This window comes from Mesorhizobium sp. KR2-14, from assembly GCF_040049255.1.
GTDB lineage: Bacteria > Pseudomonadota > Alphaproteobacteria > Rhizobiales > Rhizobiaceae > Pseudaminobacter.
The window spans coordinates 23,636-43,267 of sequence record NZ_JBDZDR010000001.1 but is presented as its reverse complement, the minus strand read 5'-3'; the positions used below and the strand labels follow the sequence as shown (position 1 = coordinate 43,267).

18 protein-coding genes and 1 tRNA gene are annotated in these 19,632 nt (G+C 63.2%); 12 read left to right on the top strand and 7 right to left on the bottom strand.

The features are described 5' to 3' along the window. The first annotated feature begins 24 nt into the window (after nucleotides 1-24). From ABLE86_RS00200 to glpK, 3 genes are all read left to right on the top strand, one after another. A complete protein-coding gene (locus ABLE86_RS00200) occupies nucleotides 25-1,452 on the top strand; it encodes a pyridoxal-dependent decarboxylase (protein ID WP_348776906.1) in 1,428 nt (475 codons plus the stop codon). Nucleotides 1,453-1,518: 66 nt separating this feature from the next. Then, nucleotides 1,519-2,283, top strand: a complete 765-nt coding sequence (locus ABLE86_RS00195) for a DeoR/GlpR family DNA-binding transcription regulator (RefSeq protein ID WP_348776905.1) — start codon at nucleotides 1,519-1,521, stop codon at nucleotides 2,281-2,283. 134 nt (nucleotides 2,284-2,417) lie between these two features. Next, nucleotides 2,418-3,911, top strand: a complete 1,494-nt coding sequence (gene glpK, locus ABLE86_RS00190; RefSeq protein WP_348776904.1) for a glycerol kinase GlpK — start codon at nucleotides 2,418-2,420, stop codon at nucleotides 3,909-3,911. A 75-nt stretch (nucleotides 3,912-3,986) separates the two neighbouring features. Here the strand turns inward: glpK and ABLE86_RS00185 are convergent, their stop codons facing one another. After that, nucleotides 3,987-4,469 carry a BA14K family protein gene (locus ABLE86_RS00185; protein ID WP_348776903.1) on the bottom strand — a complete coding sequence of 161 codons (483 nt, stop codon included), beginning with the start codon at nucleotides 4,467-4,469 and terminating at the stop codon, nucleotides 3,987-3,989. A 305-nt stretch (nucleotides 4,470-4,774) separates the two neighbouring features. Here ABLE86_RS00185 and ABLE86_RS00180 point away from each other — a divergent pair. The 3 genes from ABLE86_RS00180 to ABLE86_RS00170 all read left to right on the top strand — a co-directional run bounded on the left by ABLE86_RS00180 (nucleotide 4,775) and on the right by ABLE86_RS00170 (nucleotide 7,326). Further along, nucleotides 4,775-4,850, top strand: a tRNA-Lys gene (locus ABLE86_RS00180). 170 nt (nucleotides 4,851-5,020) lie between these two features. Next, complete coding sequence (locus ABLE86_RS00175; protein WP_348776902.1) at nucleotides 5,021-6,130, top strand: FAD-dependent monooxygenase; 1,110 nt, start codon at nucleotides 5,021-5,023, stop codon at nucleotides 6,128-6,130. A 521-nt stretch (nucleotides 6,131-6,651) separates the two neighbouring features. Further along, a complete protein-coding gene (locus tag ABLE86_RS00170) occupies nucleotides 6,652-7,326 on the top strand; it encodes a hypothetical protein (RefSeq protein ID WP_348776901.1) in 675 nt (224 codons plus the stop codon). 414 nt (nucleotides 7,327-7,740) lie between these two features. On the opposite strand, the gene ABLE86_RS00165 is transcribed toward ABLE86_RS00170, so the two are convergent. The 3 genes from ABLE86_RS00165 to ABLE86_RS00155 all read right to left on the bottom strand — a co-directional run bounded on the left by ABLE86_RS00165 (nucleotide 7,741) and on the right by ABLE86_RS00155 (nucleotide 9,478). Continuing rightward, entirely contained in the window at nucleotides 7,741-8,205 is a 465-nt protein-coding gene (locus ABLE86_RS00165) for an EF-hand domain-containing protein (RefSeq protein ID WP_348776900.1), read from the bottom strand. A 322-nt stretch (nucleotides 8,206-8,527) separates the two neighbouring features. Then, nucleotides 8,528-8,983, bottom strand: coding sequence for an EF-hand domain-containing protein (locus ABLE86_RS00160; protein ID WP_348776899.1), 456 nt, complete (start codon nucleotides 8,981-8,983; stop codon nucleotides 8,528-8,530). 237 nt (nucleotides 8,984-9,220) lie between these two features. Further along, nucleotides 9,221-9,478 (bottom strand): hypothetical protein, encoded by a 258-nt coding sequence (locus ABLE86_RS00155; RefSeq protein ID WP_348776898.1) that lies wholly within the window; start codon nucleotides 9,476-9,478, stop codon nucleotides 9,221-9,223. Nucleotides 9,479-9,600: 122 nt separating this feature from the next. Here ABLE86_RS00155 and ABLE86_RS00150 point away from each other — a divergent pair, with 122 nt between their 5' ends. After that, nucleotides 9,601-11,256: a histidine kinase dimerization/phosphoacceptor domain -containing protein gene (locus ABLE86_RS00150; RefSeq protein ID WP_348776897.1), complete on the top strand. Its 1,656-nt coding sequence runs from the start codon at nucleotides 9,601-9,603 to the stop codon at nucleotides 11,254-11,256. A gap of 60 nt (nucleotides 11,257-11,316) precedes the next feature. On the opposite strand, the gene ABLE86_RS00145 is transcribed toward ABLE86_RS00150, so the two are convergent. Beyond that, complete coding sequence (locus ABLE86_RS00145) at nucleotides 11,317-11,655, bottom strand: hypothetical protein (protein WP_348776896.1); 339 nt, start codon at nucleotides 11,653-11,655, stop codon at nucleotides 11,317-11,319. Nucleotides 11,656-11,747: 92 nt separating this feature from the next. After that, nucleotides 11,748-11,969, bottom strand: coding sequence for an alkylphosphonate utilization protein (locus ABLE86_RS00140; protein ID WP_348776895.1), 222 nt, complete (start codon nucleotides 11,967-11,969; stop codon nucleotides 11,748-11,750). A 162-nt stretch (nucleotides 11,970-12,131) separates the two neighbouring features. Here ABLE86_RS00140 and ABLE86_RS00135 point away from each other — a divergent pair, with 162 nt between their 5' ends. From ABLE86_RS00135 to ABLE86_RS00120, 4 genes are all read left to right on the top strand, one after another. Next, entirely contained in the window at nucleotides 12,132-12,878 is a 747-nt protein-coding gene (locus ABLE86_RS00135) for a cytochrome c biogenesis CcdA family protein (protein WP_348776894.1), read from the top strand. Between the two features lie 135 nt (nucleotides 12,879-13,013). Next, nucleotides 13,014-14,363, top strand: coding sequence for a bifunctional UDP-N-acetylglucosamine diphosphorylase/glucosamine-1-phosphate N-acetyltransferase GlmU (gene glmU, locus ABLE86_RS00130; RefSeq protein ID WP_348776893.1), 1,350 nt, complete (start codon nucleotides 13,014-13,016; stop codon nucleotides 14,361-14,363). Nucleotides 14,364-14,523: 160 nt separating this feature from the next. Then, on the top strand, nucleotides 14,524-16,347 hold the full coding sequence (glmS, locus tag ABLE86_RS00125) for a glutamine--fructose-6-phosphate transaminase (isomerizing) (protein ID WP_348776892.1): 1,824 nt from the start codon (nucleotides 14,524-14,526) through the stop codon (nucleotides 16,345-16,347). A gap of 116 nt (nucleotides 16,348-16,463) precedes the next feature. After that, nucleotides 16,464-17,192: a DUF502 domain-containing protein gene (locus ABLE86_RS00120; RefSeq protein ID WP_348776891.1), complete on the top strand. Its 729-nt coding sequence runs from the start codon at nucleotides 16,464-16,466 to the stop codon at nucleotides 17,190-17,192. Here ABLE86_RS00120 and recG read toward each other — a convergent pair. Further along, the gene (gene recG, locus ABLE86_RS00115) at nucleotides 17,144-19,252 is read right to left on the bottom strand and encodes an ATP-dependent DNA helicase RecG (protein ID WP_348776890.1); all 2,109 of its coding nucleotides are present in this window, start codon (nucleotides 19,250-19,252) and stop codon (nucleotides 17,144-17,146) included. The two genes, ABLE86_RS00120 and recG, sit on opposite strands and share 49 nt — an antisense overlap. Nucleotides 19,253-19,344: 92 nt before the next feature. On the opposite strand from recG, the gene ABLE86_RS00110 reads away from it, so the two are divergent. Next, nucleotides 19,345-19,632, top strand: coding sequence for a succinate dehydrogenase assembly factor 2 (locus ABLE86_RS00110; protein ID WP_348777701.1), 288 nt, complete (start codon nucleotides 19,345-19,347; stop codon nucleotides 19,630-19,632).

Below are 19,632 nucleotides of genomic sequence, written 5' to 3'. Positions count from 1 at the left end.
CCAGCGACCACACCGGGAGGACAAATGTACAGCGAGGAATTTCGGCACTGGTCGCACAAGGCGGCCGATTGGGGCGCGGACTATCGCGAGACGCTTCGGGATCGGCCGGTGAGGGCGCAGACGCAGCCGGGCGAGATCGCGGCGCAAATCGCAACCGCACCGCCCGAAACAGCCGAGCCGATGGAGCAGATTTTCGCCGATTTCGAGCAGAAAATCCTGCCCGGCATGACACATTGGCAGCACCCGCGCTTCTTCGCCTATTTCCCCGCCAATGCGGCGCCGGTGTCTGTGGTGGCCGAATATCTCGTCACCGTCATGGCGGCGCAATGCATGCTCTGGCAGACCTCGCCGGCGGCCACCGAGCTTGAAACCCGCGTCATCGACTGGCTGCGCCAGGCGCTGGGCCTGCCGGAGGGTTTTTCCGGCGTGATCCAGGACAGCGCCTCCTCCGCCACGCTCGCCGCCGTGCTGACCATGCGCGAGCGCGCGCTGGAATGGCAGGGCAACAAGCAGGGGCTTTCAGGGCAGAACCGGTTGCGCGTCTACGCATCCGATCAGGTGCACACCTCCATCGACCGTGCCATCTGGGTATCCGGCATCGGCGAGGAAAACCTCGTCCGCATCCCGACTGCGGGCGCGTTGCGGTCCATGGATGCGACCGCGCTCGAGGCAGCAATCCTCGCCGACAAGGCGCAAGGCTTCCTGCCCGCCGGCATCATCGCCTGTGTAGGGGGCACGAGTGTCGGCGCGACGGATGATATCGCCGCTGTCGCATCGGTGGCGAAGAAGCATGGCCTCTATCTGCACGTCGATGCGGCCTGGGCCGGCTCGGCGATGATCTGCCCGGAGTTCCGCCGTTTCTGGGCTGGCATAGAAGGCGCGGATTCCATCGTCTTCAATCCGCATAAATGGCTCGGCGCGCAGTTCGACTGTTCGGTGCAGTTCATCCGCGACCCCGATTCTCTTGTCCGCACGCTGGCGATCAAGCCGGAATATCTGAAGACGCACGGCAAGGACGGCGTCATCAACTATTCCGAATGGTCGGTGCCGCTCGGCCGCCGCTTCCGGGCGCTGAAACTGTGGTTCCTGCTGCGCGCACATGGCCTTGAAGGCCTGCGCACCATGATCCGCAACCACGTCGCCTGGGCCGAGGCGCTGGCGGTGCGGCTTGAGGCTGTGCCGGACTTCGAGATCGTCACCCAGCCGATGCTGTCGCTGTTTTCGTTCCGCCATGCGCCAAATGGCGTCGAAGACCTCGACGAGCACAATTTGCGACTCGTCAACGCCATCAACGACGACGGCCGCATCTACCTCACCCAGACGCGAGTGGACGGCCGGGTCGCCATCCGCTTCCAGGTCGGCCAGTTCGAGGCGGGCGAAGCGGATGTTGCGCAAGCCTTCGATGTCATCGCCGAGGTCGCGGCGCGGCTTCATGCCGGGCAGGGGGCGTGACAGGCAAACTTCCGTTGTCTTTCGTTTTGCAATAGTATCCATCGAAACGAAGACTGGAGTTGCCTCGTGTTCCTGTCGGCTCGCCATGCTGAAATCATCCAGATGGCCAAGGATTCCGGCCGGGTCCTGGTCGACGATCTGGCTGCCCGTTTCGGGGTGACCCCACAGACCATCCGCAAGGACCTGAACGATCTTTGCGAGCAGCGGCTGCTGAGCCGCATCCATGGCGGCGCGCTGCTGCCCTCGGGCATCGAGAACATGGAATACGAGGCTCGCCGCAAGATCGCTGCGGAAGAAAAGGGGGCGATCGGCCGCGCCGCCGCGCGGCTGATCCCAGACAAGGCGTCGCTCTTCATCAACATCGGCACCACGACGGAAGCGGTCAGCAATGCGCTTCTGGACCACAAGGGGTTGATGGTCATCACCAACAACATCAACGTGGCCAACAGGTTGCGCGTGTATCCTGAGATCGAGGTGGTGATTTCAGGCGGCGTGGTGCGCAGTTCCGACGGCGGCATCGTCGGCGAGGCGGCAGTCGATTTCATCAAGCAGTTCAAGGTCGACTATGCCGTCATCGGCGTCTCCGCGATCGACGAGGACGGCGCCTTGCTCGATTTCGATTTCCGCGAGGTCAAGGTGGCGCAGGCCATCATCGCCAATGCACGCCATGTGATCCTGGTGGCCGACGCCACCAAGTTCGAGCGCATGGCGCCCGTTCGCATCGGCCACCTGTCTCAGGTCAATACCTTCATCACCGACCGTTGCGAACTTGAGGGCATACGCGACGTCTGCCGCGAATCGGGTGTGCAACTGATCGAAACTGAACGGTAGTCTCACGGCAACGGCCGGCATTCTGCCCTGCGCGTTCAATTTTCGTTTGACATTCGTTCCCGCGGCCAAACAATTCTGCGGCGGCTTCGACCGAATGGCGACTGATGCCGTGTGCACGCGACGGAGGTAGACGGATGAGCAATCTGGTGCTGGCGATCGACCAGGGCACTACCTCCAGCCGGGCCATCGTGTTCGATGCGCAAAGGCGGGTGGTTGGCCTCGGCCAGCAGGAGTTCCCGCAGCATTTCCCTGCCTCCGGCTGGGTGGAACACGACCCGGAGCAGATCTGGCAGAGCGTCGTCGCCACCTGCAAGGCAGCGCTTGCCCAGGCGAAATGCGAGGCGCGGGACATCGCCGCCATCGGCATCACCAACCAACGCGAAACGGTTGCGGTTTGGGACAAGCACACCGGCCAGCCCATCCACAATGCCATCGTGTGGCAGGACCGCCGCACGGCTCCCCTGTGCGCAAGGCTCAGGAAGCAGGGGCTGGAGCCCATCTTCTCGCGCAAGACCGGGCTTTTGCTCGATCCCTATTTCTCCGGCACCAAGCTTGCCTGGATGCTCGACCGCGTGAAGGGCGCCCGCAAGCGCGCGGAGCGGGGCGATCTTCTGGCCGGCACCATCGACAGTTTCCTGATCTGGCGCCTCACGGGCGGTAAGGTGCACGCCACCGATGCCACCAACGCATCACGCACGCTGCTCTACAACATCCGCACCAACGAATGGGATGCCGAGCTGCTGCGCATCCTGCGCATTCCTGCCTCGATCTTGCCCGACGTGAAGGACTGCGCCGCCGACTTCGGCGTCACCGATAACGACCTGTTCGGTGCCGGCATTCCCATCCTTGGCGTCGCGGGCGACCAGCAGGCGGCGACCATCGGCCAGGCCTGCTTTGCGCCCGGCATGATGAAATCGACCTACGGCACCGGCTGCTTTGCGCTGCTCAACACCGGCGAGGACCTGGTGCGGTCGAAAAATCGCCTGCTCAGCACCATCGCCTACCGGCTGGAAGGCCGCACGACCTACGCGCTCGAAGGCTCCATCTTCGTGGCCGGCGCCGCCGTCCAGTGGCTGCGCGACGGCATCAAGGTCATCGGCAAGGCCGAGCATTCGGGGGAACTGGCCGACAGGGCGGACGAATCGCAAAGCGTCTATCTGGTACCGGCCTTCGTCGGCTTGGGCGCCCCGCACTGGGATGCCGAAGCGCGCGGCGCCATCTTCGGCCTGACGCGCAATTCGGGCCCGGCCGAGTTTGCGCGCGCAGCACTCGAATCGGTCGCGTTCCAGACCCGCGACCTGCTCGACGCGATGCGCAAGGACTGGAAGGCCAACTCGAGCAGCACCGTGCTGAGGGTCGATGGCGGGATGGTCGCTTCCGACTGGACTATGCAGAGACTGGCCGACATTCTCGACGCGCCCGTCGATCGTCCGACCATATTGGAAACCACGGCGCTTGGCGCCGCCTGGCTTGCCGGCGCGCGGGCAGGGGTGTGGCCGCAGATGGAAGCCTTCGCCAGCAGCTGGTCGCTGGAGCGGCGCTTCCAGCCCGAAATGGAGCCCGGCCTGCGCGCCACAAAGCTGAAGGGCTGGCGGGACGCCGTTCGGCGCACGCTATCCCAGAATTAGCCTTCTCAGCGGTCGGGAAACATGGAAAACCCGCACCTTGCGGCGCGGGTTTTCGCTTTTTCGGTCAAATCTTGCTCAATAGGGCGAAACGCACTGACGGCGCGGCCCATTGTTGGGCTGGAATGTGTTGTCCGACACCCGATAGCTGCGGTAGCGGTTGGCGCACCATTGCACATGCGCATTGGCACCCGCATAGGCTGGCGGCGTCATGCCATAGGCACCGCCCACGATCGCGCCCGTGGCAAAGGCGCCGGCAGGGAACCACCAGCCATTATAAAGCCGATAGCCCGGTCGGTAGTTGCGATAGCCGCGATAGCCATGCCAGTAGCCGCCGCGAACCGCGTGCGCGCCATGCCAGCCACCCACCACCGGCCCGCGGCGCACCACGGTATGCCCGCGCCGGATGTAATAGGCCACCTGCTGGGCCTGGCTGCCGTCTGGCTGCGCCACGGCCGGCTTGGGAAGGACGATTTCGCCAGCGCTGGCGGGCACTACGGGAACAAACGCGAAAGAGGCCGCCAGCACCGAAGCGGACAGGCTCGTAAGAAGGTTTTTCATTGGAATCTCCTGCTCTTTGGGTTGCAGTCTCCCTCGTGGAAAAGAACGTTCCACTCGTCGCGTTAGTTCCAAATTGCTCGGGTCACCCTTTTGGGTGTTGCTTTTGCCGCGGCTGCTTGGCCAGCCCGCGCGCACTTGCGCAACCGCCGCCAACATCCCCAGAAAAACAGTGTTTTTGCGGTTGACCGGCAGGAGCACTCTCCTTATGTTCCGGCCCAATTTCGGGGTGCCAAGCGCGGCCACCGGAAGCACCCGCCCAGGCTTCGGCCGGTTGATCCTGAACGGACAGAAGGGTGGTTGGTGAAGGGCTGGTAGCTCAGATGGTAGAGCACGGAACTTTTAATTCTGGGGTCATGGGTTCGAGTCCCATCCAGCCCACCAACACTAAAATCACTCCCTGATTCATTGGCTTTTTGCCTCTTGTTGCCCCACCATTTGCCCCCACCTGGGAAAGTGGGACATTGGTGCTCCCGTTCCGGTCGAGTGTACAGCGGAGGCCTGTGCCATGGGATCGACATCGAGCCTGCCGCGTTATCTGGCGGCATGCCGGGATGGAACAGGTGGCACAGCAACAAGCCAATGCAAAAATCCTGATCGTCGGGGCCGGGCCAACCGGTCTCACTGCCGCGGTGGAACTGGCGCGGCGAGGTGTTGCGCCCCGCATTATCGACCGGAAGGACGCGCCAACCCCGCTTAGCAAGGCGGTTGGCATCAGTCCGCACAGCCTCGATCTCCTGGAGGCGTCGGGCATTTCGGAACGCCTCCTAGCCAAAGGCCTCAGGATTCGCCACGTCCACTTCAGCGCGGAAGACCGCGAACTTGGCGTGGCCGACATCTCGGTCCTCTCGCATCGCTTCAATTTCCTGCTTTCATTGCCGCAACGGGATACGGAAGCGATCATGGTCGCCAGGCTGGCCGAACTTGGTGTCGAGGTGGAATGGCGCTCGAGGCTCGTCGGCCTTGAGGAAAGCGCCGATGGGGTCAACGCAACGATCGCGACTGCCAATGGCCAGGATGAGGCGCGCTTCGATTGGGTATACGGCGCTGATGGCGTCGATAGCGCGGTGCGAAGGGCGTTGGCCATCGAGTTTCAGGGCTATACGCATAAGCGGCAATGGAGCATCGCCGATGCCGAAATTGCCGACTGGCCCTATGAGCCGCTTTCGGCCCAGGCCTTTCTCCACCGGAATGGCGACCTGGGTTTCATCATTCCCATCGAAGAGGGTCGCTTCCGCGCAGTCTCGAATACCGACGACGCCTTGCAGCGCATCCCGGGCAATTATCGGGTGATGGAACTATTGCAGACCGATCGCTTCCACATTCCCGCGCGGCAGGCACAACGCTATCAGACGACCCGCGTTTTTCTGGGCGGCGACGCCGCTCACGCGCACTCGCCGTTGGGCGCGCGCGGCATGAACCTTGGCATTGAGGACGCAATGTCCTTTGCCCGCCGCTACTTCGACGGTTCGTTGGCTGGCTACACAGAGGAGCGTTGGCCGATAGGGCGACGCTGGATCGTGCTCAGCGAGCGGATCTTGCGGATGGCCCAGGCGACCAGCCCGACCGCACAGGCTTTCAGGAATCTCGCATTCTCAATCATTGGGCGTTTTCCGGCGCTGCAGCGTCCCTTCATCGCGCGCGTCGCAGGGCTCAAGGAATGAAGAGGCGTCGAGAATCGCAGCTTTGCACCGGTAATGCTTGCGAATAGCGCGGAGACGACGAGGTAGTTTCTCATCTTGTTATCCCCCTTAAGTGAGTTGGACTTACTTCTTGGGTTGACGTGAATCTTTCAGCACTAGGGGGAAAGACGCTGCCGTTGCATTTTTGTTGCGTCTTGCACAGCCGTGGCAATTGGGATTTGCTGGCACTGATCCCAGGTTAGCCGAGCCCCCCGCGGCGCTATTCTCGGGTTCATCTTCGTCAGACGCTTTGCCCGCTCCGGTTTGCCGGGGCGGGCTTTTTGAATCCTCTGAACCAATCGCGCTCGGCACTCACCCGTCGTCTCACACGAGGCGGCGGGCTCGCTATTTTGTGCGCCAAGCGTTGGAACTTTTTTGCCGGCGACACGTTTTTTGGGGTTCGTTCGATAAGGGCCAGCCTTCGCGACCACCGCGTGGAGGCCCGTCACCCCCACGTCATCGTAGGCCTGACCTCCACGGACCGATTTTCCTTGGAGAAGACAATGAGACGCTATCTCTCGACACTCGCATGTTCGGCATTGCTTGGCATCGGCGCCCTCTCCGGCACTTCGGCTTTTGCCGGGGTCATACACGTTCCCGACATCGCCCCGACGACTGGCTCGGGCCAGGGCGGCCTTGACACGGCCGTGCTGAGACAAAGGCCATCTGACAACGCAAGCAGCGGCCTCCAGTTCGTCCGCGGCGGCGGTTTCCACGGTGGCTTCCACGGCATGGGTGGCTTCCACGGCATGGGCGGCTTTCATGGCATGGGCGGCTTTCATGGCATGGGCGGTTTCCATGGCATGCGCGGTTTCCATGGTATGGGCGGCTTCCGCGGTGGGGCCTGGGGGCCCGGCTTCCGCCGTGGCGCTTGGGGTCCCGGCTTCCGCGGCGGCTGGCATGGCATGGGTGCTTGGCGCGGTCCGGGCTGGCGTGGTGGCTGGCGTGGTGCCGGTTGGGGCCCCGGCTGGCGTGGGGGTGTCTGGCGTGGCGGCTGGCACGGCATGCGCGGCAACCGCTTCGTCAACCGGCGCTTCTTCAATGGCGGTGGCAATAACTGGGGCTGGGGTTGGGGCTGGTGGGGGTTAGGCCTGCCATTGGCGTACGCCTACTGTGACCCGTACACCTTGGCCTACTACGGCACGTGCTATCCGGGTGGCTACTACGGTGGATATTGATCGCGCGAATATACGGTGTTGCTAGTCAACCTCATGAGGGCAACTCCGTGAGCGCGAACCTTGGTTAGTGTTGTGAGGTACATTTAAGCCAAGGATTTGCCCGCCTCGGTTCGCCGCGGCGGGCGTTCTTTGCCAAATGCGCGCACTCTTACGCATCGGGCTGTGCTCGCGCGGTGAGCATGGGGCGATGGGTCGCCGAGCTTGGCTGCCTGCACCCGGGCAGCATCCATCGTGAGGCAGATGTGTGCGCTGTAAACCGACGGCCAGGTCCAAATATCAGCCGCTCTCCGCCGCAAAGCGGGTTTTTTGGTTTTTGACGGGAACCGCTGAACGTTTGGTGCGTTACAGCAGCACCCTTACTCATCAGCCCGTCGTCTCTCTCGAGGCGGCGGGCCTTTTTTTCGTTTGGGTTCGCTAGTTCCGCAAGAAGTTGTTGATCTCCTTCAGCGTGACCACTCCGTCGTGGTTTGTGTCGACCATGTCGAAGATTCTCTTATGGACGTCGGTCAGTTCTTCGAAGGAGATCGACCCGTCTTCGTCCGTGTCAAGGATGGCGAATATGATCTTCAGCCGGGGCATGCCCATCATATGCCCTCTCTCCATCATGCGATCAGCCATCATGCCCGGCGGCATCTTACGCTGCGGCTTCCTTTGCTCTGGACCCCTTTGCTGAGGCCTTCGTTCAGGCATCATGCCGTGATCCATCTCGCCAGGTTGCTCATCCTGATACTCGTCCTCATACTCATCGGATGGATTCGCCGCTTGCGCGAGAATCGTCTCCTCGCGGTTCAGATCAGACGTCTGGGCCATGCTGCCGGACGCCATGCCGGCGGTAATGGTGACTGTCAGCGCGACGCGCGAAAGTGCAGCAGCTATCATGGCATACTCCCTGGGTGTGATCCTCATCTCGGCAAGGTACGGCGTTTCGCCACCCATGCCTTGCCAGGAGAAACGGTGTCAGATCGCCGTGCGAACACAAGACGGGGAAAACCGCGCCTGGGTGGGGTAGACAGCCAAGGGAGGCGGCACCCCGTTGACGAGCGTAGGGCCCAGTCCTCCCGTCCAGAGCCAAACAACGCGGGCACTTGGAGTTGCTCAATGACGTGGCGCGAACGCTCATCGGAAGGCTCGGCATCACAGAGCCGAGCGCCCGGCACTACTGGACCATGGGCCAGCCGGTTTCGTGCCGGCCTTCGCGGCCTTAGTTCTCGATGAAGGCTTCCATCTCCTCCAGGGTCACCTTGCCGTCCTTGTTGGTGTCGATCATGTCGAAGATCCGCTTGTGGATCGCCGAGATTTCCTCGAACGACACCGATCCGTCTTCATCGGTATCGGCAATCGCGAACATGATCTTCAGCATGAGCCGCCTGTGCATGGCGCCGTGCATCATGCGGCGCATCCTCTCGGCCATCATTCCGGGGGGCATCATGCCGGGAGCGTTCATGCCTGGGGCGTTCATGCCCGGCCGTTCGGGCGCGCCTTCCTGGTCTTCCTCTTCGGCGGGCCCTCTGGTTTGCGGCTCCTCGGCCTGGGCCAGCAGCATCTTGCTGCCGGGGTGCGGCACGGTTTGCGGCGGCTGAGCTGTCGCGGTCAGGGTTAAGCCGGTTATGACCAAGGCGGTAAGCGCAAGCGTGCGCGCGGGTGCGGTCGACATCATGAGAACCTCCTTGCGTGGGACTCCGCGGAGCCAGACGCCGTCAATTCAGTTTCAAGGACCTGCATGTCGAGGCCGTGCGGCCGGCGTGCGGCCGCGCCTGTTCGACCGGTTCTTAGATAGGGTGAGGCGGCAGATCGGCCAGTAATCGGGAACGAGAGCCTGCGCCGAGTTCAGGTCCTGAAGCCCTCACGAACTTGTGGGTTCGCGCCTCGGCGCAGGGGAGCTTTCCGCCCCGAGTCAGTTGGATTCGCCGGATTTCGGCTCTTTGCCGGGGCTTCGCCAGGTGCCGCGCAGCGCGATGTATCTGTCGAGCGCCTGCGTCAGGCCGGCTTCGTCGGTTACGCCGTCCTGGAATTCGCGGGCCAGGAAGTTGGCTGCATCGCGGCCCAGCGCCGAAGACTCCCCAGACTTTCGGAATCCGGCATTTTCGAGAACCCTTTCGATCATCGTCATGTCGTCCGGGGCCAGATAGTGCTGATGGGCGCTAGAAGGCATATCTCCCTCCCATGTCGGTCAGGAATGCCATTCAAGGATGCGTCAACTTATCCGCCTTGTCCAGCGCGCAGCCGGTCGCCGGCTGGCGAAAAGGGCCGCTTCCCCGGTGCCCCAGATAATGATTGACCCTCCATTTCGACGCTAATAGCATCCGCGCTCGAAGTGCTGCGAATTTGCGTCGGGGCCGGCACCATCACAATGATGAGACTGTTTTGATAAAATACTTCCTTTCCGGAAAATTTCTTTTTACAGTCTACAAGCGAAAAGAAATCATCTCGATAACCGCCATTATTATGGCGTTCATGGTTGTTATTGCAAGTATTTACGCGACCATGGTTTACGTCGAGCGGCGCGATCTTGTTAATATCGCTACCGCCAGAGCGGAATCCTACGCACTTGCTCTTTCCACCGACGTCCAGTGGTACCTTGACGTTGCAAGGCAAAGCCTGCGCCGCGTGGACCAGGCGCTCGGCAAGGACATCAACGGCGTTGGGATGGTTAGCAGCGAGATTGCCCAACTCGTCGACGAACTGCCCAACGGGGTCAGAATTGTCGTTTATGACCGCGATGGCAATTCGCGCCTGTTCTCGGATGCCAACCACAAGTCCGTAAACATCGGCGATCGCGATTATTTCCGCAACCTGAAGAACGGTCACGACTGGTCGATTTCAAACCTCATCCAGGAGCGCGGAACTGGCGAGCAGACCTTCGCCGTGGGGCACAAGCTCTCTCGCGGCGGAAAGTTCTACGGCGCCGTTGTTGCCTATGCTCCGATGCATATCTTCAGCAAGGTCTGGTCGGCTTTTGCGGCAGGAAGGGATTCGAACGCCTTCATCGTGCATCTGGACGGATGGCTCACCGCGAGGCTGCCGATGGTCCAGCACGAGATCTTCAGCCAGAAACTGCCGGACGACTTCGTGGATCGGTTCAAGGGGGAGGAAAGGGGGGCCTTCACCATGGGCGCCTCTCCGATCGACGGCGTCACCCGCATCATCGGCTTCGACCGTGTTCCAGGATCGCCGCTTGTAGCGGTTGTCGGCATAAGCAGGGAGGCGGCGCTGGCTCCCTTCTGGCGCAGTCTCGAGATGCAGCTTCTTGTGGGGGCGCCCATCCTGCTCGCGCTGATCCTTGCCTCCTATTTCAACATCAGGATGCATCGGGACCAGGAGATACTCCGGACAAATCTCTCGCGCGCCAACAAGAGGAATGAAGTGCTGCTGCGCGAGATCCACCATCGCGTCAAGAACAACCTGCAGGCGGTCGCCTCGCTCGTCAGGCTTCACGACAGGAACGGCAGTTCTTCGGAGGATCTCTCCCAGCGCATCGCCGCCATGGTGGCGGTGCACGAGCACATCTATCAAAACGACGAATTCGACACCATCGATGCCCGCGAATATATCGGTTTCCTCGTGCGCCAGACCGTCGAGGGAATTTCTAACGGCGCCAAGGTGTCGTTGGCGGTGGATGGCGATCCGATCCTGATCTCGCCCGACTTGGCGATGCCGCTCGGCCAGATGGTGAGCGAAGTCGTCACCAACTCTATCAAATATGGCTTTTCCGACGGTCGCGAGGGCGAGATCGCCGTGTCCCTCACCAGGCTCGACGATTGCCGAGCGCGCCTCGTCATCCGCGACAATGGTGTCGGCTTCGACGCGGAGGACGGGAACACGGGAATGGGTAGCCGGCTAATCAGGTCATTTGCCCGCCAGATGAATGGCGAGGCTACATTGTCGTCGGCCGAGGGCGTCGAATTCTGCTGCGAGTTCTCGCTTCAATAAATCCGTTGGCGACCAAGGCCGGCCGACGTTGCGGCCTCTGGGTCGCCCCGTCGCGATTCGCTACAGCCAGCGCTTGCGTTCGGCGGTTGCGCTTGCCGCAGCCAGGCCAAGCAGGAAGCCCACGAGGCCGCTCAGCACGACAATGGTGGTAGCAGTGGCCGGGTTTTCGCGAGCAAGTTCGGAAACCGCCCCGCTCGTCGTCCTAAGCTGCCGCATCGCTCGCCTGGCTTTATGCGAAGCCTCGTCCATGGTCTCCGCGGCCTGCTCGCGTGCGCTATCGTAGAACTCGGCGCCACGCTCCGAAAGCGTCTTGCTGATTTCGGACATTTCCTTCCGCAGGTCGGCTATCTGCTTCTCCAGCGCTTTCTTGATTTCATCCGGATTGAGGGGTTCTGCCATGGGTCGATCTCCGTTGTTCAAGGCAACGGGGCAACGGGCTGGCGGCCGGTTGGTTCCGCCGCCTGCCGGGCGTCTTCGCAGAGGCTCCGCGGTCAGGCCTTCTTGAGGAATTCGGTCCGCAGCACCAGTCCCTTCACCTGCTTGGTATTGCACTCGACCTCGGCGGGATCGTCGGTAAGGCGGATATTCTTCACCAGCGTGCCGCGCTTCAGGGTCTCGGAGGTTCCCTTGACCTTGAGGTCTTTGATGAGCGTGACGGAATCGCCGTCTGTCAGGCGGGTTCCGTTGCTGTCCTTCACGATGATGTCGGTCAAATCCATTTCCTCTTGTCTGCTGGCGGCTTGCGCCTTCGAATGGTACCTAGCCGCTGAGGTGAGGTGGGTAAAGGTTGCGGGCGACGATCTGCCACGCAGTCGTGATTGGAGCCGGTGCCTCCGCTTGGCTATAAGCGGGACGGACTAGACGGGGCTGAAGGCATGGCGTTGGACATCGGGTATCTCAGTGCGGTCGGGGCAGGGGCGCTGTCGTTCCTGTCGCCTTGCGTGCTGCCTCTGGTGCCGCCCTACCTCTGCTATATGGCGGGTGTGACCGTGGACGACTTCCGCGCCGGCACCGGCCAGGCCGCGCGGGCGGGCGCGCGCAGCGCGTTGATGGTCACCTCTCTCGCCTTCGTCCTGGGCTTCTCCACCGTCTTCGTGACGCTAGGCGCAGGCGCCTCCAGCATAGGCCGTCTCCTGCGCGTGTGGCAGGAGCCGTTGGCGCTGGTGGCAGGTGTGCTCATCGTGCTGATGGGCCTGAACTTCCTTGGTATCCTGAAGATCCCGCTGCTGTCGCGCGAGGCGCGTTTCCAGGCCGAGGGCAGGCCCACCAGCCTCATCGCCGCCTATGTCATGGGCCTGGCTTTCGCCTTCGGCTGGACGCCGTGCATCGGCCCGGTGCTGGGCCCGATCCTGACGCTTGCCGGCGGCCGCGAAACTGTCAGCGAGGGCGCGTTGCTGCTTGCCGCGTATTCGCTGGGCCTTGGCATACCCTTCCTGCTGGCCGCGCTGTTTTCGGGCGCGTTCATGCGCTTCCTCGGCCGCTTCCGCGTCCATCTGGGCCGGGTCGAAAAGGTCATCGGCGCGCTGCTGGTGGCTGCGGGCGTGCTGTTCCTCACCGGTGGCGTCCAGACCGCGTCCTACTGGCTGCTGGAGACATTCCCGGCGCTGGGCACCCTGGGCTGATTTCCGCGCCTAACTGGGCCGTCGTCACGATCCGTAGCCGAGTGTGACCTGCGCGGGGCAGCAAAAGCCTTTCGCATTGTTCGGCTTCGTGCTCTAGAACTGTGCGACTCTTCCCTTTCGCTTCCGGAATACGCCATGACCGCACGTTCCTGCCTGTCGATCATCCTTGCCGCCGGCGAAGGCACGCGCATGAAGAGTGCGCTGCCCAAGGTGCTCCATAAAATCGCCGGCCTGCCCATGGTCGCCCATGTCGCCAAGGCCGCGACCGAGGCAGGCGGCGGCGACCTCGCATTGGTCATCGGCTATGGCGCAGAGCAGATGCGCGAGGCGGCGGTGACCTTCGCGCCCGGCGCGGAAACTTTTGTCCAGGAAGAGCGGCTTGGCACCGCCCACGCCGTGCTTTCGGCGCGTCCGGCCATCGCGCGCGGCTATGACGACATCCTCGTCATGTTCGGCGACACGCCGCTGATCGATCCTGCCGCACTCCTGCACGCCCGCGAGAAGCTGGCCGAGGGCGCTGCCGTCGTCGTGCTCGGCTTTCGCACCGACGAGCCCACCGGCTACGGCCGCCTGATCGAGCAGGACGGCGCGCTGCAGGCTATCCGCGAGGAAAAGGACTGCACCGACGACGAGAGAGAAATCACCTTCTGCAACAGCGGCCTGATGGCGATTTCCGGCAAGCATGCGCTGGCGCTGCTGGATGCCGTAAAGAACGACAATGCAAAGGGCGAGTACTACCTCACCGACATCGTCGAGATTGGCCGCAGGGCGGGCTTGAAGATCGTCGCCACCGAAGCCAGCTTCGAAAACGCGCTCGGTATCAACAACCGCGCCGAACTCGCCCAGGCCGAGGCGATTTGGCAGCAGCGCAAGCGCCGCGAGGTCATGCTCTCCGGCGTCACCATGCTCGCGCCCGAAACGGTGTTCTTCTCGCACGACACCCAGGTCGAGCCCGACGTGCTCATCGAGCCGAACGTCTATTTCGGCACCGGCGTCCGGGTTGCCGGCGGCGCCATCATCCACGCCTTCTCCCACCTCGAGGGCGCCAGAATCGGCCCGCGCGCCGAAATCGGGCCCTTTGCGCGCTTGCGGCCCGGCGCGGAGCTGAAGGAAAAGTCCAAGGTCGGCAATTTCTGCGAGATCAAGAAGGCCACCGTCGAAGCGGGTGCCAAGGTCAATCACCTGACCTATATCGGCGATGCGCGGGTGGGAGCGGGCGCAAATATCGGCGCCGGCACGATCACATGCAACTATGACGGCTATTCGAAGTTCTTTACCGATATCGGTGCCGGCGCCTTCATCGGCTCCAACTCCTCGCTGGTCGCGCCCATCTCCATTGGCGAGCGAGCCTATATCGCCTCGGGCAGCGTCGTCACCGAAAGTGTACCCGACGATGCGCTCGCCTTCGGCCGTGCGCGGCAGAAGACGCTGCCGGAAAAGGCGAGGGAGCTGCGCGAACGGCGGGCCAGCGCAGCAAAGAAGTAACGGTTTCGGACTTATTGTCCTGCAACCGGTGCTGCCTGCAGTGGTTTGATTTTCCAGCCGTTTCGGCTGTCATGAAACGAAATGCAATGTGACTTCCGCCCTGCGGCCGCAGCAACTAGATAGCCGGGGGCAGTTTTGACGGGAATCGGGGGCCGGACATATGTGCGGAATCGTTGCAATTGTCGGCCAGGGTGCGGTCGCAGCGCTGATCGTCGATGCGCTGAAGCGGCTTGAGTATCGCGGCTACGACTCGGCCGGCGTCGCCACCATCGAGCGCGGCCAGCTGGCCCGACGCCGCGCCGAGGGCAAGCTGATCAACCTCGAACGGCGGCTGAACGCCGAGCCTTTGGAAGGCAGCATTGGCATCGGCCACACGCGCTGGGCCACCCACGGCGTTCCCAATGAAACCAACGCCCATCCGCATTTCTCCGACGACGTCGCTGTGGTCCACAACGGCATCATCGAGAACTTCGCTGAACTGCGCAGCGAGTTGATCGCCGACGGCTACGAATTCACCTCGCAGACCGACACTGAGGTTGTGGCGCATCTCGTTTCCCGCGCCCTTTCACGTGGCGCGACGCCCATCGAGGCGGCGCACCAGGCGCTGAGGCGGCTGGAGGGCGCTTTCGCGCTGGCCATCATGTTCCGCGGCGACGAGGACCTCATCGTCGGCGCCCGCAGCGGTCCGCCGCTGGCCGTCGGCCATGGCGAGGGCGAAATGTTCCTCGGCTCCGACGCCATCGCGCTCGCGCCCTTCACCAATTCCGTCACCTATCTGGAGGATGGCGACTGGGCCGTGGTGCGCCGCGATTCGGTCAGCATCTTCGACATGGAAGGCAATCCGGTCGAGCGCCGGCGCCAGCAGTCGCTCGGCACCGCCTTCATGGTCGACAAGGGCAACCACCGCCACTTCATGGAGAAGGAAATCCACGAGCAGCCGGAGGTCATTTCCCACACGCTCGCCAACTATCTGGATTTCACCGCCGGCGTCTCCAGGACGCTCGACCTGCCGTTCGACTTCGCCGAGATCGACCGCCTGGCGATTTCAGCCTGCGGCACCGCCTATCTCAGCGGCGTGGTCGGAAAATACTGGTTCGAGCGCATCGCGCGCCTGCCGGTCGATATCGATATCGCTTCCGAGTTCCGCTATCGCGAGATGCCGATCTCGAAGAACAGCGCGGCGATCTTCATTTCGCAGTCGGGCGAAACCGCCGATACGCTGGCCTCGCTACGCTATTGCCGCAAGGCGGGCGTGCCCATCGGCGCCATCGTCAACGTACGCGAATCCACCATAGCGCGCGAGTCGGACGTGGTTCTGCCGACGCTCGCCGGCCCCGAGATCGGCGTCGCCTCCACCAAGGCCTTCACCTGCCAGCTCTCGGTGCTCGCCTCGCTTGCCGTTCGCGCCGGCGTAGCGCGCGGCACGGTCTCGCCGGATGAGGAAAAGGCGCTGGTGCGCGCGCTTTCCGAGGCGCCGCGCTTTGCCAACCAGGTGCTCAAGCTCGACCAGCAGATCGAGAAGGTGGCGCGCGAGCTTTCGCACTACCGCCACGTGCTCTATCTCGGTCGCGACACCAATTTCCCCCTCGCCATGGAAGGCGCGCTGAAGCTCAAGGAAATCTCCTACATCCACGCCGAGGGCTATGCCGCCGGCGAGTTGAAGCATGGCCCCATCGCACTGATCGACGAGAACATGCCGGTGATCGTGATTGCCCCGCACGATCGCATTTTCGAGAAAACGGTCTCGAACATGCAGGAAGTGGCGGCGCGCGGTGGCAAGATCATCCTGATCACCGACCGCAAGGGTGCCGAGCAGGCCTCGCTCGACACGCTGGAGACCATCGTGCTGCCGGACGTGCCGGAAATCATCACCCCGATCATCTACGCGCTGCCCATCCAGATGCTGGCCTACTACACCGCCGTTTTCATGGGTACGGACGTCGACCAGCCGCGCAACCTCGCCAAGTCGGTCACGGTGGAGTAGTCGGCCAAAAACCGACCAGAACATTCCGGTATCCTTTCGGGCGCCTCCTGCATTATATGGACGGGGCTGGCGGCGTGCATGCGCCTCGAAATTAAACCCTCGATCCCGGAAACCACATGGCGCGTCTGCGGAACTATTTTCTGACCGGCTTCATCGTGACTGCGCCCCTGGCGATCACGGTCTATCTGGCGTGGTCATTCGTCGGCTGGGTCGATTCCTGGGTAAAACCCTATCTCCCGAGCCGCTACAACCCCGACTACTATCTGCCGTTTGCGGTGCCTGGCTTTGGCCTCATCATCGCGCTGCTGCTGATAACGCTTGTCGGCTTTCTCACGGCCAACATCATCGGCCGCACCCTCATTTCGATCAGCGAAAGGCTGCTCGACCGCATGCCGCTGGTGCGCGGCGTCTATCGGGCGCTGAAGCAGATCTTCGAAACGGTGTTGTCCAACAAGAACGAAATGTTTCGCACCGTCGGCCTCGTCGAGTATCCGCGCAAGGGCGTGTGGTCGCTGGTTTTCGTCGCTGGCGAGAAATACTCGGAAATCAACGAGAAGCTCGATGTCGAAGACGACCCGATGGTGGGCGTCTTCATGCCGTGCACGCCCAATCCCACGACGGGCTTCCTCATGTATGTGCGCAAGTCCGACATCGTTCTGCTGGACATGACCATCGAGGACGGCGCCAAGCTCATCGTTTCCGCCGGTCTGGTCGCACCGGAGGTCAAGGCCAAGGTCACCCAGATGGGCGCCCCGGCCCTGGAGCAGCTCGGCAATCCGAATGAGTTCGATGTCACTCAGCCGGCACGCAACAGCCGCACCGCCTCGTCGCGCCCGAACAAATAGAGCAGCGTCCGCACCGCTTCGCCGCGCGCCGACTTCAGTTCCGGGTCGCGGGTAAGCAGCAGGCGGGCGTCGTCGCGGGCGATCTCCAGCAGATCGGCGTGCGCCTCGATGCGCGCGACCTGAAATCCCGGCGTTCCGGACTGTCGCGTGCCTAGCAGTTCGCCTTCGCCGCGCAGCTTCAGGTCTTCCTCCGAAATGCGGAAGCCGTCCTCCGTCTCCCTCATCACCGATAGGCGCCGCTTGGCGGTTTCACCCAGCGGGTCCTTGTAGAGCAGCACGCAGGTCGATGCCTTGGAGCCGCGCCCGACGCGTCCGCGCAGCTGGTGGAGCTGGGCGAGCCCGAAACGCTCGGCGTGTTCGATGACGATGATCGTTGCATCCGGCACATCCACGCCAACCTCGATGACCGTCGTGGCGATCAGGATGCGCGTCTCGCCATCCTTGAAGGCGCGCATCGCCTCATCCTTCTCCGCGCCCTTCATGCGGCCATGCACGAGGCCAATCGAATTGCCGAATACCGGCTTCAGCGAGGCGAAGCGGTCCTCCGCCGACATCAGCTTGATCTCTTCGGATTCCTCCACCAGCGGGCAGATCCAGTAGACCTTCTGCCCATCGGCCACCGCGTCGCGCATGCGCCCGACTAGTTCGTCCAGCCGGTCCAGCGGCAGCGTGATGGTGCGGATCGGCTGGCGGCCGACTGGCTTTTCGGTCAGGCGCGAAACGTCCATGTCGCCGAAGGCGGTCAGCACCAGCGTGCGCGGTATCGGCGTCGCCGTCATCACCAGCATGTCGGGTGCATCGCCCTTGGCGGTCATGGCAAGGCGTTGATGCACGCCGAAGCGGTGCTGTTCGTCGATTACTGCCAGCGCGAGGTCTCGGAACCGCACCGTCTCCTGGAATAGGGCATGCGTGCCCATTACGATGTTGATCTCGCCGCTTTCCAGGCCGGCTAGGATCTCGGCGCGCTCGCGACCTTTTTCGCGGCCGGTCAGCACGGCCACCCGCATGCCAGCCTTCTCGGCCAGCGGCGCTATTCCCGCAAAATGCTGGCGGGCAAGAATTTCGGTCGGCGCCATCAGCGCCGCCTGTCCGCCGGCTTCCACCGCGCGCGCCATGGCCAGGAGTGCCACCACCGTCTTGCCGGAGCCGACATCGCCCTGCAGCAGCCGCAGCATGCGCTCGGGCTTCTGCAGGTCTGCGTCTATCTCGGCCAGCGCCTGCGTCTGCGATCCGGTCAGTTCATAGGGCAGGGCGCGCTTGATTGCAGCGATCAGCCTGCCGTCGCCGGTCAGCGGCCGGCCCGAAAGCTTGCGCACGGTGGCCCGCACCAGCGCCAGCGAAATCTGGCCCGCCAGGAATTCGTCATACGCCAGCCGCCGCCACGCCGCGCTGTCGGGCGAGACGTCGATCGGGTCGGCCGGGTTGTGGATGCGGCCCAAGGCCTCGCGCAGCGGGGGGAAGGTCTGGCGACGCATCACGTCAGCATCCTGCCATTCCGGCAGTTCCGGCACTCGCTCCAGCGCCTGTCCGATAGCGCGGCGCAGCACCTTGCCCGAAAGCCCGGCGGTGAGCGGATAGACCGGCTCGACCAGCGGCAGGCCGCCGGCATCGGCCACGCGTGCAATGTGGTCGGGATGCACCATGCTCGGGCGGCCGTTGAACCATTCCATCCGGCCGCTGACGGTCACCTCCTCGCCCACCGGCAGCGCGCGCTCAAGCCATGCGGTGTTGGCGCGGAAGAAGGTCAGCGCAATCTCGCCGGTGTCGTCGAAGGCATAGACCCGGTAGGGCACCGATTTGTTGCCGGGCGGCGCCGGCTGGTGGCGGTCCACCGTCACGTCGAGCGTCACGATCGCGCCGCCGGGCGCCAGCGCGATGCCGGGCCGGTTGCGGCGGTCGATCACCGAGTTCGGAAGCGTGAAGATCAGGTCGCCGGCCCGCGTCGGGCGGTCCGAAATGTCGGCCGGCACCACCTTGGCGATTAGGTCGGCAATCTTCGGCCCAACCCCGGCAAGCGAAGTGATCGGGACGAACAGCGGGTCGAGAAGGGAAGGGCGCATGGCGCCAGCTTATGCGCCCCGCGACCATGCGCAAGGCTGACAGGCCGCGTCATCCACGCTATATGCGCCGCTCGGCACAGAGGAAAAGGTTCATCATGGGCACGACACGATCGACTGAGGGGCTGGACACGCGTCGGCGCAAGCTTCTTTTCCGATCCTGGCATCGCGGCACGCGCGAGATGGACCTGATTCTCGGCCATTTCGCCGACACCACCATCGACGCCCTGTCCGACGCCGAACTGGACGAATACGAGACGCTGCTTGAGTTGAACGACGTCGACCTGCTCTCCTGGATCACCGGCGAGCAGCCCGTTCCGCCGGCTGTCGACAGCGCGATCTACCGCAAGATCCTGGCCTCTAGCCGGTCCAAGAGCTTTTAG